The organism is Pseudomonas gorinensis (assembly GCF_042015035.1).
Taxonomy (GTDB): Bacteria; Pseudomonadota; Gammaproteobacteria; order Pseudomonadales; family Pseudomonadaceae; genus Aquipseudomonas; species Aquipseudomonas gorinensis.
The window spans coordinates 1,896,093-1,914,025 of sequence record NZ_CP167125.1 but is presented as its reverse complement, the minus strand read 5'-3'; the positions used below and the strand labels follow the sequence as shown (position 1 = coordinate 1,914,025).

At 62.1% G+C, this 17,933-nt stretch carries 13 protein-coding genes; 9 read left to right on the top strand and 4 right to left on the bottom strand.

Annotated features, from left to right (window positions below):
- Window positions 1-5: 5 nt before the first annotated feature.
- Window positions 6-1,172 carry an MFS transporter gene (locus AB7933_RS08665; protein WP_024073923.1) on the top strand — a complete coding sequence of 389 codons (1,167 nt, stop codon included), beginning with the start codon at window positions 6-8 and terminating at the stop codon, window positions 1,170-1,172.
- A gap of 28 nt (window positions 1,173-1,200) precedes the next feature.
- The gene (locus AB7933_RS08660; protein ID WP_024073922.1) at window positions 1,201-2,256 is read left to right on the top strand and encodes an alkene reductase; all 1,056 of its coding nucleotides are present in this window, start codon (window positions 1,201-1,203) and stop codon (window positions 2,254-2,256) included.
- A gap of 306 nt (window positions 2,257-2,562) precedes the next feature.
- Here the strand turns inward: AB7933_RS08660 and AB7933_RS08655 are convergent, their stop codons facing one another.
- Window positions 2,563-3,195 (bottom strand): TetR family transcriptional regulator, encoded by a 633-nt coding sequence (locus AB7933_RS08655; protein WP_024073921.1) that lies wholly within the window; start codon window positions 3,193-3,195, stop codon window positions 2,563-2,565.
- A gap of 287 nt (window positions 3,196-3,482) precedes the next feature.
- Between AB7933_RS08655 and AB7933_RS08650 the strand changes: the two genes are divergently transcribed.
- The 7 genes from AB7933_RS08650 (at window position 3,483) to AB7933_RS08620 (ending at window position 15,160) form a co-directional block, all read left to right on the top strand.
- Complete coding sequence (locus tag AB7933_RS08650; protein ID WP_024073920.1) at window positions 3,483-4,628, top strand: efflux RND transporter periplasmic adaptor subunit; 1,146 nt, start codon at window positions 3,483-3,485, stop codon at window positions 4,626-4,628.
- Window positions 4,629-4,631: 3 nt separating this feature from the next.
- On the top strand, window positions 4,632-7,793 hold the full coding sequence (locus tag AB7933_RS08645) for an efflux RND transporter permease subunit (RefSeq protein ID WP_024073919.1): 3,162 nt from the start codon (window positions 4,632-4,634) through the stop codon (window positions 7,791-7,793).
- Complete coding sequence (adeC, locus tag AB7933_RS08640) at window positions 7,790-9,247, top strand: AdeC/AdeK/OprM family multidrug efflux complex outer membrane factor (RefSeq protein ID WP_024073918.1); 1,458 nt, start codon at window positions 7,790-7,792, stop codon at window positions 9,245-9,247. Before AB7933_RS08645 ends, adeC begins: the two co-directional genes overlap by 4 nt.
- Before the next feature lie 213 nt (window positions 9,248-9,460).
- Window positions 9,461-11,158 carry a molecular chaperone HscC gene (locus AB7933_RS08635; protein WP_024073917.1) on the top strand — a complete coding sequence of 566 codons (1,698 nt, stop codon included), beginning with the start codon at window positions 9,461-9,463 and terminating at the stop codon, window positions 11,156-11,158.
- 10 nt (window positions 11,159-11,168) lie between these two features.
- Entirely contained in the window at window positions 11,169-12,782 is a 1,614-nt protein-coding gene (locus AB7933_RS08630; protein ID WP_024073916.1) for a J domain-containing protein, read from the top strand.
- Between the two features lie 143 nt (window positions 12,783-12,925).
- Complete coding sequence (locus AB7933_RS08625; RefSeq protein WP_024073915.1) at window positions 12,926-14,176, top strand: OprD family porin; 1,251 nt, start codon at window positions 12,926-12,928, stop codon at window positions 14,174-14,176.
- Between the two features lie 84 nt (window positions 14,177-14,260).
- Window positions 14,261-15,160: a polysaccharide deacetylase family protein gene (locus AB7933_RS08620; RefSeq protein WP_024073914.1), complete on the top strand. Its 900-nt coding sequence runs from the start codon at window positions 14,261-14,263 to the stop codon at window positions 15,158-15,160.
- Here AB7933_RS08620 and pcaC read toward each other — a convergent pair whose 3' ends face one another.
- The 3 genes from pcaC to AB7933_RS08605 form a co-directional block, all read right to left on the bottom strand.
- Entirely contained in the window at window positions 15,161-15,553 is a 393-nt protein-coding gene (gene pcaC / locus AB7933_RS08615) for a 4-carboxymuconolactone decarboxylase (RefSeq protein ID WP_024073913.1), read from the bottom strand.
- 211 nt (window positions 15,554-15,764) lie between these two features.
- Window positions 15,765-16,556, bottom strand: a complete 792-nt coding sequence (gene pcaD / locus AB7933_RS08610) for a 3-oxoadipate enol-lactonase (RefSeq protein ID WP_024073912.1) — start codon at window positions 16,554-16,556, stop codon at window positions 15,765-15,767.
- A gap of 10 nt (window positions 16,557-16,566) precedes the next feature.
- Window positions 16,567-17,931, bottom strand: coding sequence for a 3-carboxy-cis,cis-muconate cycloisomerase (locus AB7933_RS08605; protein ID WP_024073911.1), 1,365 nt, complete (start codon window positions 17,929-17,931; stop codon window positions 16,567-16,569).
- Between the last annotated feature and the right edge of the window lie 2 nt (window positions 17,932-17,933).

Here is a 17,933-nt window from a genome sequence, read left to right as displayed (position 1 = left end):
CCCAAATGCCCCTCTCGCTCCTCATCCTGGCCCTGAGCGCCTTCGCCATCGGCACCACCGAGTTCGTCATCATGGGCCTGTTGCCCGATGTGGCGGCGGACCTGGGTGTGTCGATTCCCGGTGCCGGCTGGCTGGTCACCGGCTACGCCCTGGGCGTGGCGATCGGCGCACCGTTCATGGCACTGGCGACCGCCAAGCTGCCACGCAAGGCTGCCCTGGTAGCGTTGATGGGCATCTTCATTATCGGCAACCTGCTTTGCGCCCTGGCCAGTGACTACAACGTGCTGATGTTTGCCCGTGTGGTCACCGCGCTGTGCCACGGTGCGTTCTTTGGTATCGGTTCGGTGGTGGCGGCCAACCTGGTGCCGGCCAACAAACGCGCTTCGGCCGTCGCCTTGATGTTCACCGGCCTGACCCTGGCCAACGTACTCGGTGTGCCATTGGGTACCGCCCTGGGCCAGCAAGCCGGCTGGCGCTCGACCTTCTGGGCGGTGACCGTCATTGGCGTGATCGCCTTGATCGGCCTGATCCGCTTCCTGCCGGCCAAGCGGGACGAAGAAAAACTCGACATGCGTGCCGAACTGGCCGCCCTCAAAGGGGCTGGCATCTGGCTGTCGCTGAGCATGACGGCACTGTTCGCCGCGTCGATGTTCACCCTTTTCACTTACGTGGCACCACTGCTTGGTGATGTCACCGGCGTATCGCCCAAGGGCGTGACCTGGACCCTGCTGCTGATCGGCCTGGGCCTCACCGTGGGCAACATCATCGGCGGCAAGCTGGCGGACAAACGCCTGGCGGCCACCCTGATTGGCGTATTCATCAGCATGGCGGTGGTCTCCACCGCACTGACCTGGACCAGCGTCGCCGTGATCCCGACCGAGATCACCCTGTTCCTGTGGGCCACCGCTTCATTTGCCGCCGTACCTGCGCTGCAGATCAACGTGGTGACCTTCGGCAAGGCCGCACCGAACCTGGTGTCCACCCTGAACATCGGCGCCTTCAACATCGGCAACGCCCTCGGCGCCTGGGTCGGCGGCAGCGTGATTGCCCACGGTTTCGGCCTGACCAGCGTGCCCTTGGCGGCTGCGGCCCTGGCGATCCTGGCCCTGCTGGTAACCCTGATTACTTTCCGTCAGAGCGGCGATGCCGACCTGGCCCCTGCGACCAACTGATCAACTTCAAACAGAAGGGTGTTATCCCATGACGACTATTTTCGATCCGATCAAACTGGGCGACCTGGAACTGTCGAACCGCATCATCATGGCGCCACTGACCCGCTGCCGTGCCGATGCCGGCCGCGTACCCAACGCGCTGATGGCTGAGTACTACGTGCAACGGGCTTCCGCCGGGCTGATCCTCAGCGAAGCCACCTCCGTGACGCCGCTGGGCGTGGGCTACCCGGACACCCCGGGCATCTGGTCCAACGACCAGGTGCGCGGCTGGGCCAATGTGACCAAGGCGGTGCATGGCGCGGGCGGCAAGATCTTCCTGCAACTGTGGCACGTTGGCCGCATCTCCCATGAGTCCTACCTGAACGGTGAGACCCCGGTTGCCCCGAGCGCCATCCAGCCTAAAGGCCACGTCAGCCTGGTGCGCCCACTGGCCGACTACCCGACACCACGCGCGCTGGAAACCGCTGAAATCGCCGACATCGTCGACGCCTATCGCACCGGTGCCGAGAACGCCAAGGCCGCCGGCTTCGACGGCGTGGAAATCCATGGCGCCAACGGCTACCTGCTCGACCAGTTCCTGCAAAGCAGCACCAACAAGCGCACCGATCAATACGGCGGCTCCCTGGAAAACCGCGCACGGCTGTTGCTGGAAGTGACCGATGCCGCCATCGAAGTCTGGGGCCCCGGCCGTGTGGGCGTGCACCTGGCCCCCCGCGCCGACGCCCATGACATGGGTGACGACAACTTGGCGGAAACCTTTACCTACGTCGCCAGCGAACTGGGCAAGCGAGGCATCGCCTTTATCTGTTCGCGTGAAAAGGAAGGTGCCGACAGCCTCGGCCCGCAACTGAAAAAAGCCTTCGGCGGCCCCTATATCGCCAACGAACGTTTCACCAAGGACAGCGCTAATGCCTGGCTGGCCTCGGGCAAGGCGGATGCGGTGGCCTTCGGCATACCGTTCATTGCCAACCCGGACCTGCCGGCTCGCCTGAAGGCCGATGCGCCGTTGAACGAAGCGCACCCGGAAACCTTCTACGGCAAAGGGCCAGTTGGTTACATCGACTACCCGACCCTGCCGCTGTAATCGGCCGAAACCTAAGACCAAATGAGGGAGGGGGCTTGCCCCCGATGGCGGTGCGTCAGTCACAGTATGTGTTGACTGAACCACTGCCATCGGGGGCAAGCCCCCTCCCTCATTGTTGGCTGCGTGCAGGTTCTGGCTACATTGCTTCACAGAACCGAAACAAAATCGCTACAAAATACTTAGGCGGCTACCTATCAACCGCCCGCCAGCCCGCATATAAAGTCACTCCATCAATCAGGCAGAAGGACGATTGACTGTCCTTACGCTTTACTGTTGACACAATCTGACGCAATTACACATTTTGTCTTAATTGCGCAGGTTAGGGCTCAGGCGCAGCATATCCAACCCTATGTCGGCCCAACGCTCTGCCTCCTGATGCAACGCGTAGCTGTCAGGCACCAGCAGCCATTGCCAGAGCAGCCCGTCGATGTAGGCATGCAGGCACACTGCCCCTCGGACAGTGTCGAGGTTTTCCGGAAGTTGCCCGCGGTTCACCGCGTTACGCAGTGTCAGGCCGATGCGCAGGTTGCATTCGAGGGTGTGGGTCTGGCGTTGGCGGCGCATGTCACACATTTCATCGGTGAATTCACACTTATGAAACAAAATCTCATTGATGCGTCGGGTTTTCGGGTCCAGAACCACTTGATGAAACAGATGAATCAGCAACTTGCGCATGCACCCCAACGGGTCAACCTCATCCTCGCTTTCACTGGCGCGCGCCAATTCATCCAGGGGCTCGTGCAGGGTTTCCAGCATCGCCTGCAACAAATCGGCCTTATTGCTGAAATGCCAATAGATGGCGCCCCGCGTCACCCCGGCCAACGCCGCGATATCCGCCAGCGTGGTCCGCGCAACACCGCGCTCGTAAAAGGCATGCTCGGCGGCTTGGAGAATCTGGTTGCGCGTTTCCTGAGCTTCCTCTTTGGTGCGACGAACCATGGCAGTAAAACCTCAATCGGGATACTTGAGACTATCGGTAACGCGGCTTTAATAGGCGGTAACGATCATCTGAATAAATTGTGGGACGACACCGTCATGGGCGCCGAACGTACTAGAATCGAGGCTTTGGGCGTTGCTTTGTCAACATTGCGCGAAACCTGTCAAGAGTTTACAAACAACCATGAACGTAAGTATATTGCGTAGCAAGCTACTTATCTACTCACAACCTGTTTTTTACCCTTCCACACTTCTTGTGCGCACCCTGCGCGCCTGACCCGAGGATCTTCATGCAACTTAAGCCAGCTGTTACCGCTCTGGTCACTGCCGTCGCCCTGGCATCGCTGCTCAGCGGATGTAAAAAGGAAGAGGCGGCTCCGCCCGCTCAAATTCCTCAGGTCGGCGTGGTCACCCTTCAACCGCAAGCCTTCACCCTGACGTCCGAGCTGCCAGGCCGCACCACCGCCTACCGCATCGCGGAAGTTCGCCCTCAGGTCAGTGGCATCATCCTCAAGCGCCTGTTCAAGGAAGGCGGGGATGTGAAAGAAGGCCAGCAGCTTTATCAGATCGATCCCTCGGTCTATGAGGCCACCCTTAAAAGCGCACAAGCCAGCCTGACGCAGACCAAGTCGATCTCGGATCGCTACAAGCAATTGGTCGACGAACAAGCCGTCAGCCGTCAGGAATACGACACCGCTGTCGCCAACCGCATGACCGCCGAAGCAAACGTTCAAACCGCCCAGATCAACGTGCGCTACACCAAGGTGTTCGCGCCGATTTCCGGGCGTATTGGCCGTTCCTCGGTGACCGAGGGCGCGCTGGTCAGCAATGGCCAGGCCGATGCCATGGCCGTGATCCAGCAACTGGACCCGATCTATGTCGACGTCACACAGTCCTCGGCTGAAATGCTGAAACTGCGCCGCGACCTGGAAAGCGGCCAGTTGGAGAAAGCCGGCGCCAACGCCGCCAAGGTCAAACTGACCCTGGAAGACGGCAGCAGCTACGGCCTGGACGGTAAATTGGAGTTCTCCGAAGTGTCGGTCGACCAGACCACCGGCTCGGTGACCCTGCGCGCGGTGTTCCCCAACCCTGACCACACCCTGCTGCCGGGCATGTTCGTACATGCCCAGTTGCAAGCCGGCGTGAACAGCAAGGCCATCCTGGCGCCGCAGCAAGGCGTGACCCGCGACCTCAAGGGCACCCCGACAGCGCTGATCGTCAATGCCGACAACAAGGTCGAGCAACGTGAACTGGTGGCCAACCGTACGACGGGTGCCTACTGGCTGGTGGAAAAAGGCTTGAACGCCGGTGACCGTGTGATCACCGAAGGCCTGCAATTCATCAAGCCGGGCATCGAAGTCAAGGTCAAGGACGCCGGCAACGCCCAGCCCGCTGGCACCGCTGCTCCTGCTGCCGCTGCTGGCAAAGGGGAGTAATCCATGTCGAAATTTTTTATCGACCGTCCCATTTTCGCCTGGGTAATTGCCCTGGTGATCATGCTGGTCGGGGCACTTTCGATCCTGAAGCTGCCCATCAACCAGTACCCGGCCATTGCGCCAACCGCCATCGACATCCAGGTGACCTACCCAGGCGCGTCTGCACAAACCGTGCAGGACACCGTGGTGCAGGTCATCGAACAACAGCTCAACGGTATCGACAACCTGCGTTATGTCGCCTCGGACAGTAACTCCGACGGCAGCATGACCATCACTGCGACGTTCAACCAGGGTACCAACCCGGACATCGCCCAGGTCCAGGTGCAGAACAAGCTGAACCTGGCGACCCCACTGCTGCCGCAAGAAGTGCAGCAGCAGGGTATCCGCGTAACCAAGTCAGTGAAGAACTTCCTGATGGTGATCGGCCTGGTGTCGGAAGACGGCAGCATGACCAAGGACGACCTGTCCAACTACATCGTGTCCAACATCCAGGACCCGATTTCCCGGACTGCGGGTGTAGGTGACTTCCAGGTCTTCGGTTCGCAGTACGCCATGCGTATCTGGCTCGACCCGGCCAAGCTGAACAACTACCAGCTCACGCCGGTGGATGTCAGCAACGCCATCCAGGCCCAGAACGTCCAGGTTGCCACTGGCCAATTGGGTGGCCTGCCCGCCCTGCCCGGCACTCAGCTGAACGCCACCATCATTGGCAAGACACGCCTGCAAAGTGCAGATGAGTTCGCCAAGATCCTGATGAAGGTGAACGCCGACGGCTCGCAGGTTCGCCTGGGCGACGTTGCCCGTATCGAACTGGGCGGCCAGAACTACAGCATCAGTGCGCAGTTCAACGGCAAGCCGGCATCCGGGATGGCAATCAAGCTGGCGGCGGGTGCTAACGCCCTGGACACTGGCAAGGCCATCCGCGCCACCGTGGCATCGCTGGAACCGTTCTTCCCGCCTGGCATGAAGGCCGTGGTGCCTTATGACACCACGCCGGTCGTGACCGAGTCGATCTCCGGTGTGGTTGACACCTTGGTCGAAGCGATCGTGCTGGTGTTCCTGGTGATGTTCCTGTTCCTGCAGAACTTCCGCGCCACCATCATCACCACCATGACCGTACCGGTGGTATTGCTGGGTACCTTCGGGATCCTCGCGGCATTCGGCTTCACCATCAACACCCTGACCATGTTCGGCATGATCCTGGCCATCGGCCTGCTGGTGGACGATGCCATCGTGGTGGTCGAAAACGTCGAGCGGGTCATGGCCGAGGAGCACCTGTCGCCGAAGGAGGCGACGGTCAAATCCATGGGCCAGATCCAGGGCGCCCTGGTGGGTATTGCCCTGGTACTGTCGGCGGTCCTGTTGCCGATGGCGTTCTTCGGCGGCTCCACCGGTGTGATCTACAAACAGTTCTCCATCACCATCGTTTCGGCCATGGCGTTGTCGGTACTGGTTGCCCTGATCTTCACCCCGGCCTTGTGCGCCACCATGCTCAAGCCGATCGATCCGGAAAAGCACGGCCAACCCAAGCGCGGCTTTTTTGGCTGGTTCAACCGCACCTTCGATAGCGGCGTACAGAAGTACGAGCGCGGCGTCGGTTCCATGATCAAGCACAAGGTTCCAGCGTTCCTGGTGTATGCGCTGATCCTGCTGGGCATGATCTGGATGTTCACCCGTATCCCAAGTGCGTTCCTGCCCGATGAAGACCAGGGTGTGATCTTTGCCCAGGTGCAGACCCCCGTCGGCTCTTCGGCTGAACGCACACAAAAAGTCATCGACGATATGCGTGCCTTCCTGCTGAACGACAAGGAAGGCGAGCCAGGCGAAGGCAAGGCCGTGAAGTCGGTATTTACCGTAAACGGCTTCAACTTCGCCGGCCGTGGCCAGAGTTCGGGCCTCGCCTTCGTGATGCTCAAGCCGTGGGACGAGCGTGACGCGACCCAGTCGGTGTTTGAAGTGGCCAAGCGTGCCCAGGGCTACTTCTTCGGTGCCTTCAAGGACGCCATGGTATTTGCCATCGTGCCGCCTTCGGTTCTGGAATTGGGTAACGCCACCGGTTTCGACGTGTTCCTGCAAGACCAGGGTGGCGTCGGCCACGACAAGCTGATGGCAGCGCGTAACCAGTTCCTCGGTGCGGCCGCCCAAAGCAAGATCCTCGCAGGCGTGCGTCCCAACGGCGTGAACGATGAGCCGCAGTACGAGCTGAGCGTCGATGACGAGAAAGCCAGTGCCCAGGGCATCAGCCTGGCAGACATCCAGCAGACCTTGGCAATTGCCTTGGGGGGCAGCTACATCAACGACTTCATCGACCGTGGTCGTGTGAAGAAGGTGTATGTACAGGGCGATGCCGCCAGCCGTATGTCCCCGGAAGACCTGGACAAATGGTACGTGCGCAGCACCTCCGGGAAGATGGTGCCGCTGTCGTCCATCTCGTCGGGCAAGTGGATCTTCGGTTCGCCGAAGCTCTCGCGATACAACGGTGTAGCGGCGATGGAAATCCTCGGTACTCCGGCACCGGGCTACAGCACCGGTGACGCGATGGCGGAAGTCGAGCGTATCGCCAAGGACCTGCCAGCGGGTGTTGGTTATTCGTGGACCGGGTTGTCGTATGAAGAACGTTTGTCCGGCTCCCAGGCACCTGCGTTGTACGCCCTGTCGCTGCTGGTAGTGTTCCTGTGCCTCGCGGCACTGTACGAAAGCTGGTCGATCCCGATCGCGGTGATTCTGGTGGTACCGCTGGGTGTCATCGGTGCTCTGATCGCCACCAGCCTGCGCGGCCTGTCCAACGACGTGTTCTTCCAGGTGGGCTTGCTGGTAACGGTGGGCCTGGCGGCGAAAAACGCCATCCTGATCGTGGAGTTCGCCAAGGAACTTCATGAGCAGGGCAAAGGTATCGTCGAGGCTGCCATCGAAGCGTCCCGCATGCGTCTGCGCCCGATTATCATGACGTCCATGGCGTTCATGCTCGGCGTACTGCCGCTGGCCGTGTCCACGGGCGCGGGTTCGGGCAGCCAGCATGCAATCGGTACCGGCGTAATTGGCGGTATGATCACCGCAACTGTGCTCGCGATCTTCTGGGTGCCACTGTTCTTCGCAACCGTGTCCGCTGCTGGCGAGCGTAAAAAGACTGTTACTACTGAAACCCCTAAAGAGGCTGGCCAATGAGCAAGTCGCTACTTTCCCTGGCGGTCACGGCATTCGTGCTCAGTGGCTGCTCGCTGATCCCTGACTACCAGCGCCCCGAAGCGCCGGTGGCAGCTCAGTTCCCACAAGGGCCGGCGTATTCGTCGGCCCAGGCGCCGGGCCAGGCCGCTGCCGAGCAGGGCTGGAAGCAGTTTTTCCATGACCCTGCCCTGCAACAGCTGATCCAGACCGCACTGGTGAACAACCGTGACCTGCGTGTCGCGGCCCTGAACATCGACGCCTATGCCGCGCAGTACCAGATCCAGCGTGCTGATCTGTTCCCCGCTGTGTCGGCTACAGGCAGCGGCAGCCGTTCGCGCACCCCGGCCAAGCTGTCGCAGAGCGGCGAAGCGACTATCGCCAGCCAGTACTCGGCCGGCCTCGGGATCAGTTCCTATGAGCTGGACCTGTTCGGTCGCGTACGCAGCCTGAGCGAAGAAGCCCTGCAAAAGTACTTCGCCACCGAAGAGGCACGGCGCAGTACCCAGATCAGCCTGGTGGCCAGCGTGGCCAACGCCTACCTGACCTGGCAGGCCGACAAGGAACTGCTCAAGCTCACCCAGGACACCCTGGGCGCATACGAGCAGAGCTTCAAGCTCACCTCGCGCAGCAACGAAGTTGGCGTGGCCTCGGCTCTCGACCTGAGCCAGGCGCGGACCTCGGTGGAAAACGCCCGCGTGGCACTGGCACGCTACACCCGCCAGGTGGCCCAGGACGAAAACAGCCTGACCCTGCTGCTGGGCACCGGGCTGCCAGCGAATCTCGCCAGCAAGCCGCTGTCGGATGACCTGCTCAGCGAAGTGCCGGCTGGTTTGCCTTCGGACCTGTTGCAACGTCGTCCCGACATTGTGCAGGCCGAGTACAACCTCAAGGCGGCTAACGCCAATATCGGCGCGGCCCGTGCAGCGTTCTTCCCAAGCATCAGCCTGACCGCCAGCGCCGGTACCGCAAGCCCGACCCTGGGCGGCCTGTTCAAGGGCGGTTCGGGTACCTGGTCGTTTGCTCCGCAGATCAACATCCCGATCTTCAACGCCGGTAGCCTGCGCGCAAGCCTGGACTACTCGAAGATCCAGAAAGAGATCAACGTGGCCAACTACGAGAAGGCGATCCAGACCGGCTTCCAGGAAGTCTCCGACGGCCTCGCCGCACGTGAGACCTACAAGCAGCAACTGGATGCCCAACGCGGCTTCGTCGCGGCCAACCAGGATTACTACCGCCTGGCCGAGCGTCGCTACCGCATCGGTGTCGACAGCAACCTGACGTTCCTCGACGCTCAGCGCCAACTGTTCAGCGCCGAACAATCGCTGATCACCGATCGCCTTGCGCAACTGACCAGCGAGGTCAACCTGTACAAGGCCCTCGGCGGTGGTTGGAACGAGCAGACGGCGAAGAACGAGCCGTTGAAAGAAGAAGCGCCGAAGCTGAAGTTGTTCTGATAGCAGCGCTGTAAAACAAAACCGCTTCCCTCGCAGGAAGCGGTTTTTTTATGCCTGGTCATCGGTGCCTGCTCTAACCGGAATGTTTTGTGGCGAGCGGGCTCAGCACCATAATCGCACTCGTCCCCACGCTCTCCCGCCTTGCTTTCCGCTCAACCTTTCAGGGTAAAATCTGTCACAGATTCTTACAGACCACAGAGGGAGCTTGTCGTAATGATCGTAGGAATCGACCTGGGGACCACTAACAGTCTCGCTGCAGTCTGGCGCGGTGATGCCGCCGAAATGGTGCCCAATGCCCTGGGCCAGTTGCTGACCCCAAGCGTGGTCGGGCTGGACGACCAAGGCCGTGTCCTGGTAGGCCAGGCCGCCAAAGAGCGCCTGCACACCCACCCGCACCTGACGACCTCGTTGTTCAAGCGCTACATGGGCAGCGCCACCGAAGTGCGCCTGGGCGACCGCTCGTTCCGCCCCGAAGAACTCTCGGCGCTGGTGCTCAAAAGCCTCAAGGAAGACATCGAGCGCACCTACGGCCAAACCGTCACAGACGCGGTGATCAGCGTGCCCGCCTACTTCAGCGACGGCCAACGCAAGGCCACGCGCATCGCCGGTGAACTGGCGGGGCTCAACGTTGAAAAACTGATCAACGAACCGACCGCCGCGGCCTTGGCCTACGGCCTGCATCAACGTGATAAAGAAACCTCGTTCCTGGTCTTCGACCTGGGCGGCGGCACTTTCGACGTGTCGATCATCGAGCTGTTCGACGGGGTGATGGAAGTACGCGCCAGCGCCGGCGACAACTTCCTCGGTGGCGAAGACTTCGACACCCTGTTGCTCGAACACTTTGTCGACAGCCAACGTAACGCCACGGGTTTCCCGCCCACCAGCACTGTGCTGCAAGCCCTGCGCCGCGAAGCCGAGCGCGTGCGCAAAGCCCTGGGCCAGGATGACAGCGCCGAATTCGCCCTGCGCGTCGACGGCCAGCAATGGGTGAAGACCATCACCCAGCAGGAACTGGCCAAGCTCTACACGCCACTGCTGGAACGCCTGCGCGCACCGATCGAACGCGCCCTGCGCGACGCGCGGATCCGGGTCGGCGACCTGGATGAAATCCTGCTGGTGGGCGGTACCACGCGCATGCCCCTGGTACGTAAGCTCGCCGCTGGCCTGTTCGGGCGCTTCCCTTCCATCAGCCTCGATCCCGATCAGGTGGTGGCCCACGGCGCGGCGATCCAGGCCGCACTCAAGGCGCGCTCCGCCGCCCTCGAAGAAGTGGTGCTGACCGACGTGTGCCCCTACACCCTGGGCATCGAAATCTCGAACCAGTACGGCGGCTATATCGAAAGCGGCCATTACCTGCCATTGATCGAACGCAACAGCAGCGTGCCGGTCAGCCGGGTCAAAAACGTGGTCACCCTGCGCGATGACCAGACCCACGTGCTGCTGAAGATCTACCAGGGCGAAAGCCGCCTGGTCAAAGACAACATCGAGCTGGGCCAACTGGATATTCCTGTGCCCAAGCGCAAGGCCGGCGAGGTCTCCCTGGACGTGCGCTTCACCTACGACAACAACGGCCTGCTGGAAGCCCAGGTGAATATCCCGCTGACCGGCGAGCAGCATTCACTGGTGATCGAGAACAACCCCGGCGTGCTCAGCCCGCAGGAGATCCAGCAACGCCTGCAAGCCCTGGCGCAATTGAAGGTTCACCCACGCGACCAGCAGGTCAACACCGTGCTCGTCGCCCGCCTCGAACGGCTCTACCAGGAAAACCTCGGCGAACTGCGCGAACAGCTCGGGCATTGGGCGGCGCAGTTCCAGCAGGTACTCGACACCCAGGACGAACGCCGCATCCGCGATGCCCGCAGCGAACTGACCCGTCAACTTGAGCAACTCGACAACGGGTTCTGGCGCTGAGGGAATACCGATGGATTGCTGGAACGTACTGCAACTGCCGGATGACGCCGACGAGCGCAGCATCAAGCGCAGCTATGCGCGGCTGCTCAAAAGCTGCCGCCCGGACGACGATGCCCAAGGCTTCCAGCGCCTGCGCGAAGCCTATGAACACGCGTTGAGTGAAGCACGCTGGCGGGCTGATAACGAAGGGGAAGAACGCGTCCAGGCGCCCGTGGCCGAAGCGGTCTACGGAAACCTGAACGACCTGGCCGAACTGATGGACGTCAGCCCCGTCACCCCCGCGCCCCTCGAAGCCCCCACACCGGACGCGGCGCAGGCATTACTTGGCGGCCTTAACGCGCACAACCTCGATGAACGCTGGGCGCAGGCTCGGCAACAGGGCTGCACCGATGCATTCCAGGCCGGGCTGTTGCGCCATTGTTTCGAAGCACCGGGCGAACGCAGTGCCATCGTCGGTTGGGCCGTGCAACACCTGGAATGGCTGACCCCCTGGCAGCAGGTGGCCATGACCCCGTGGCAATACGAAGCGCTGACCGGCGAGCTGCTGCAAGACTACCGCCGCACCCTGCAGGAACTGCTGGAGCAAAAGGCCGAGCGCGAGTTCATCACCCAGCTCACTCAATACACCAACCAGCCCTGGCTGCGGGTGTTCGACCTGCAACAGCAGTGGCAGCGCATCGTCCTGCACCTGCTGCATGACACCCAATGGAGCGTGCCGCTGTTCGAGCGCGTGTGCCAGGCATTCGGTTGGGACGACGAGAAAGGCGTGTACCCGGAACCGGCGTGGATGTGGCGCGAATTGGTGTCGCGTTGCGAGCAGGAAAGTTTCTTTGCCAACCTGCAGGACAAGGCTCAGGATCTGCGGCGCACATCCCCGGATGCGTTGGCGGCGCGTCTACTGCTGACGCCCATGTCGGCCACGCAACACAAACGCATGATCGACGGCTTTGGCGAAAACGAATGGAACGCCTGCCAGCACCTGGCGCAGGTATTGACCTGGCGTTACCCGCAGTTGGCTGAACGACTGCCCCACAGCGATCTGTTCTTCTGGCGCAAATTCGTGCCCCGGCCGATCTACACCCAGGTGTTTATCCGGCTGTGGGCCATCTTCGCCCTGGGGCTTGGCCTGAGCATCGCCCACGCTAAGCCAGACAGAATGGACGGGATGTCGCTGGTCATTTTCATGCTGATGGCGTTCGTGCCGGCGGCCGTTGGCTTTCGCGTCACCCAAATGTGGGCCGGGATGAGTTCAACCTATCGGGTTCTGGATGTGTGGCTGAGCCAGTACCTGATCCCCAAGCGAATCAACCCCAATGGCTACTGGCTGATCATTCGCCACGGGGTACCGCAGGCGATCATGCTGGTGGCCTGCGGCTTGATGCTCGGCGTGCTGGGCATGTTCACCTACGCGGGCATGGTCCTGATCAACCTGTTGCACAAGACGCGTATCGGTCAGATGAGCCAGAAATTCAGCGAAGGCTACCCGTGGCTGAACGGTTTGCACTGGGCCTTCTGGAGCCCCCTGCAAGTGGTGTTCCTGGTGGTGATGGTGGCGCTGATCGTCGCGGCGCAACACTACCTGCCGGCGGTGCCCTGGACCCACTTCGACCTGCCCAAACGATAACCCGCAAATGCCGGGCCCCAGCGCCCGGCAACTTGCGTTCGATCATCGCCCAAAACCCGCCCAGCCCCACTTTCATCGCCCCCACAACGCCCCGCACCATGGCCGCCACCTGCATAACCCCCAATAACAACAGGTCCAACGCCATGAGCACTTTCCACCCTCGCCAGCTGTTGCTGGCTACCGCTGTCGCCAGCCTTGCCCTTCCCGTCGCCGCCGAAGAACACGGTTTCCTGGAAGACGCCAATGCCAACCTCAACCTGCGCAACTTCTTCTTCAACCGCAATTACACCAACCCTACAAAGGCCCAGGGCGGTGCACAGGAGTGGACGCAGAGTTTCATTCTCGACGCCAAATCCGGGTTCACCCAGGGCACCGTAGGGTTTGGCGTGGATGTGCTGGGCTTGTACTCGCTCAAGCTCGATGGCGGACGCGGTACGGGTGGCACCCAGCTGTTGCCGCTGGACCACGATGGCCGCCCTGCGGATGAATTCGGGCGTCTGGGCGTGGCGTTCAAGGCGCGTATGTCCAAGACCGAACTGAAGGTCGGCGAGTGGATGCCGGTGCTGCCGATCCTGCGCGCCGACGACGGCCGCTCGCTGCCGCAAACCCTGCGTGGCGGGCAGATCACCTCCAAAGAGATCGACGGCCTGACCCTCTACGGCGGCCAGTTCCGCGCCAACAGCCCGCGTGACGACAGCAGCATGAGCGACATGTCGATGTTCGGCAAAGCCGCGTTCACCTCGGACCGCTTCAACTTCCAGGGCGGCGAATACCTGTTCAATGACAAACGCACCCAGATCGGCCTGTGGAACGCCCAGCTCAAGGACATCTACAGCCAGCAGTTCGTCAACCTGATCCACAGCCAGCCCATTGGCGACTGGACCCTCGGCGCCAACCTCGGGTTCTTCTATGGCAAGGACGACGGCAGCGCTCGCGCAGGCGACCTGGACAACAAAACCTGGTCCGGTCTGTTCTCCGCCAAGTACGGCGGCAACACCTTCTACGTCGGCCTGCAAAAACTCACCGGCAACAGCGCGTGGATGCGCGTCAACGGCACCAGCGGCGGCACCCTGGCCAACGACAGCTACAACTCCAGCTACGACAACGCCCAAGAGAAGTCCTGGCAAGTACGTCACGACTACAACTTCGCCGCCCTCGGCGTGCCCGGCCTGACCCTGATGAACCGCTATATCAGCGGCAGCAACGTACACACCGGCACGATCACCGACGGCAAGGAATGGGGCCGCGAGACCGAACTGGGCTATACCGTGCAGAGCGGCGCGTTGAAAAACCTCAATATGCGCTTGCGCAATTCCAGCATGCGCCGCGACTACAGCAACAACGAATTCGATGAAAACCGGTTGATCGTCAGCTACCCGATAAGTCTGCTGTAAACCGGCGCCGTACTTACGGTATGGTGCGCGCCTGCCGCCACTGAGTTCACTCAATGGCGGCCTCCAGACGAGCCAGCCCACACCATGAAATCCTTCGTCCTCGCTTCCCTCCTACTGAGCCTGGCCTTGAGCCTCGGCGGCTGCATCAGTGCGCCCATCGCCCTGACACCGCAGACCGAACAGCGCCTGCAAGCCCAGGCGCCGATCCGCTTCCTGCTGACCTTCGATGACGGGCCCAGCGCCTCGGGCTACAACAACCCAAGCCGTTCAGTGTTGGCTGACCTGGCAAACAACCCGGTGTTACCGGGCATCAAGGCGGTGTTCTTCCTGCAGACCGAAGCGGCCCGCTCCGGTGGCAGTGCGCGGGGCCGCAAGACCATGGAGCGTGAATACGCGGGTGGCCATGTCCTGGCGTTCCACACGGCCACGGCTTTTCACACCAACCATCGCTGGCTGAGCGATGCAGAGCTGGAACGCACCCTCAGCCAGGGCGCAGCCGACATCGCCGCGATCACCGGCACGCCGCCGACCCTGGTCCGCCCACCATTCTGGAACTACGACCGACGCACCTATGCCGCCTACCAGCGCCATGGCATGCAGGTGCTGTTGACCGACTTGAGCGCCAACGACGGCAAGATCTGGGGCTTCAACGCCAGCCCACGGCGCCGCGCCAACCTGTACCGGCAACTGTCAGTGGTGCGCGAACGTATTGCCCTGGGCGAACTGCCAACGGTGGACGGCGTGATACCGGTGGTCGTGACCTTCCACGACATCAACCGCTACACCGCGCGGCATCTGCAGGAGTACCTGCAGATCCTGATGGACAGCGCGCGGATCAACGGTATCAAGACCGCCGCCGAACCGTTCTACACCGACCATGCCGTGCTGGAACGCGCGGCGCTAGCGCGTACGGTCAAGGATGTGAACGAACCGGTGCATCTGCCGGGCGTATGGAATTGGGTATGGGATGCCGACGCCCACTGATCACTCCCGCGACTCGACACCCAGCTCATCCCATACAGACTCCGCCAGGTGAAACGTGGCATTCGCTGCCGGAATCCCGCAGTAGATCGCGCTCTGCATCAGCACTTCCTTGATCTCGGCACGGGTTACCCCGTTGCTGGCGGCGGCGCGCAGGTGCAGCTTGAGTTCTTCACTGCGGTTCATGCCGATCAGCATGGCAATGGTGATCAGGCTGCGGGTATGCCGTGGCAGGCCCGGGCGGGTCCAGATATCACCCCAGGCGTGGCGGGTGATCATTTCCTGGAACTCGCTGTTGAACTCAGTCAGGGCGTTGAGGCTGCGGTCGACATGCGCATCGCCCAACACTTCGCGGCGCACTTGCAGGCCGTCGGCATAACGTTGTTTCTCGTCCACAAAAAACTCCTGGTTCAATTAGATTTCAACTCGATCACCTGTGGCGAGCGGGCTTGCCCCGCGTTGGGGCGCGAAGCGGCCCCACATCAGGTGCCACGGTCTGTCTGAAATAATTCGGCGTCCGTATTGGGGCTGCTTCGCAGCCCAACGCGGGGCAAGCCCGCTCGCCACAGCAAGCCCCCACAACAAGCCGCTCGCCACAACAGCGGCCTCAGCGGGCCAGCAGGAATTTGATCACCCGGTCACTGAATGCAGCGCCGGCCTGCACATTGGACAGGTGCGCGGCGTAGAACTCGGCGTACTCGGCGCCCTGCACATGGTGCTGGATAAAGTGACCACCGGCCGGTGGGGTGACGGCATCTTCGGTACCGGCAATCACCAGGGTGGGCGCCTTGATCTTCGACAACTGCTCACGGAAATCCGCATCACGCACGGCGGCACAGTTGGCCGCGTAACCTTGGGGCGAAGTCGCGGCAAGCATATCGGTGATCTGCTTGGCCTGGTGCGGGTTGGCCGTCGCAAAATCGGCGGTGAACCAGCGTGCAATCGATGCATCGCGCAAGGCCACCATGGCTGCCGCGCCGTCGCGCAGGACCATCTCGATCCGTGGGTTCCAGATCTCCGGCGTGCCGATGCTGGCAGCGGTGTTGCACACCACCAGGCGCTGCAAACGCTCGCCTGCGTTAATCCCCAGCCATTGGCCGATCAGGCCCCCCATGGATAGCCCGCAAAAATGAGCGCGCTGAATATCCAGCGCATCCAGCAGCGCGATCACATCGTGGCCAAGCTGCTCGATGCTGTAGGGCCCCTCGGTGACCAGCGATTTGCCATGCCCGCGGGTGTCAAAACGCAGTACGCGAAAATGCTGGGTAAAGGCCGGGATCTGGATGTCCCACATGTGCAGGTCGGTGCCCAGTGAGTTGGACAGCACCAGTACCGGTGCGTCGATAGGCCCGTCCAGTTGGTAATGCAGTTCGCCTTCGGCGAGTTGTACAAATGCCACAGTGGCCTCCTCAGGCAGTCAATGCAAAGTGTTCGGTGACAGCGCGGCTGACCCAGGTATGGGCCTGGCCCAGGTAATGCGCCGGGTCGAGCAAGCGGTCCAGTTCAGCCGCCGAGAGTTCGGCAGTGACCTGCGCTTCGTCCGCCAGTACCGCACGCAGGTGGCGACCTTCTGCAACGGCGCGCTTGCAGCATTGCTCCAACAGATGGTGCGCGGTATCGCGGCCCAGGCGTTGGGCCAATACGATGCTGACGGCTTCGGCCAGCACCAGGCCCTGGGTCAGGTCGAGGTTGTGCGTCATGCGCTCGGGGTCGACTTCCAAGCCTTCGCTCACCAGTAACGCCTGTTGCAAGGCGCCGGAGACCAGTCGGCATATTTCCGGCAGGGTTTCCCATTCGGCGTGCCACAAGCCCAGGCTGCGTTCGTGCTCCTGGGGCATGGCACTGAACATCGTCGCCACCAGGCCGGGCACGCGGGTAGCGGCGCTGATCAGCACAGCGGCGCCCACCGGGTTGCGTTTGTGGGGCATGGTTGACGAGCCACCTTTGCCCGGTGCCGATGGCTCGAACACTTCCGCCGCTTCGGTCTGCATCAGCAGGCTGAGATCCCGTCCCAACTTGCCGAGGCTGCCGGCGATCAAACCGAGCACGCTGGCCAGTTCCACCAGGCGATCACGCTGGGTGTGCCAGGGTTGCTCCGGCAAGCTCAGTTGCAATTCGGCGGCCAGGGCCTCGGCTACCGGCATGGCCTGGACGCCGAGCGCGGCCAATGTGCCCGAGGCGCCGCCGAACTGCAGCACCAGCAGGCGTGGCTTGAGTTGCGTGAGGCGCTGGCGACTGCGCGTCACCGCTCCCAGCCAACCGGCGATCTTCATGCCCAGGGTGACCGGCGTCGCGTGCTGCAGCCAGGTACGCCCGGCCAGCGGTGTGGCGGCATAACGCTGCGCCTGGGCGGCGAGAACGTCGCCCAAGCGCACCAAGTCCGCTTCGATCAGTGCCACCGCGCGCCGCAACTGCAAAACCAGGCCGGTGTCCATCACGTCCTGGCTGGTCGCCCCCAGGTGCACATAACGCTCGGCACTCGGGTCTTCAGCGGCAATCAACTTGCCCAGTGCCTTCACCAAGGGAATCGCCGAATTACCCGCGGTGGCAATCGCCACCCCAAGGGCATCCACGTCATACAGCGATGCCAGGCACGCCTGGGCAATCGGCGCCACGGCGGCCTGCGGGATCAACCCAACCCGGGCCTCGGCCCGCGCCAACCCGGCTTCGAAATCCAGCATGCCCTGCAAGCGTCCCTGGTCGCAGAACACCTCGGCCATGCTGTCGGCGGTGAAGTAAGCGTCGAACAATTGGTTGCTCGTGCGCAGTGTCATAA

Excerpts from the sequence above, each read along its gene's own strand:
- AB7933_RS08665 (WP_024073923.1), top strand. The coding sequence starts at position 6 with ATGCCCCTCTCGCTCCTCATCCTGGCCCTGAGCGCCTTCGCCATCGGC.
- AB7933_RS08635 (WP_024073917.1), top strand. The coding sequence starts at position 9,461 with ATGATCGTAGGAATCGACCTGGGGACCACTAACAGTCTCGCTGCAGTC.
- AB7933_RS08650 (WP_024073920.1), top strand. The coding sequence starts at position 3,483 with ATGCAACTTAAGCCAGCTGTTACCGCTCTGGTCACTGCCGTCGCCCTG.
- AB7933_RS08645 (WP_024073919.1), top strand. The coding sequence starts at position 4,632 with ATGTCGAAATTTTTTATCGACCGTCCCATTTTCGCCTGGGTAATTGCC.
- AB7933_RS08625 (WP_024073915.1), top strand. The coding sequence starts at position 12,926 with ATGAGCACTTTCCACCCTCGCCAGCTGTTGCTGGCTACCGCTGTCGCC.
- AB7933_RS08630 (WP_024073916.1), top strand. The coding sequence starts at position 11,169 with ATGGATTGCTGGAACGTACTGCAACTGCCGGATGACGCCGACGAGCGC.
- AB7933_RS08655 (WP_024073921.1), bottom strand. The coding sequence starts at position 3,195 with ATGGTTCGTCGCACCAAAGAGGAAGCTCAGGAAACGCGCAACCAGATT.
- AB7933_RS08660 (WP_024073922.1), top strand. The coding sequence starts at position 1,201 with ATGACGACTATTTTCGATCCGATCAAACTGGGCGACCTGGAACTGTCG.
- adeC (WP_024073918.1), top strand. The coding sequence starts at position 7,790 with ATGAGCAAGTCGCTACTTTCCCTGGCGGTCACGGCATTCGTGCTCAGT.
- AB7933_RS08605 (WP_024073911.1), bottom strand. The coding sequence starts at position 17,931 with ATGACACTGCGCACGAGCAACCAATTGTTCGACGCTTACTTCACCGCC.
- AB7933_RS08620 (WP_024073914.1), top strand. The coding sequence starts at position 14,261 with ATGAAATCCTTCGTCCTCGCTTCCCTCCTACTGAGCCTGGCCTTGAGC.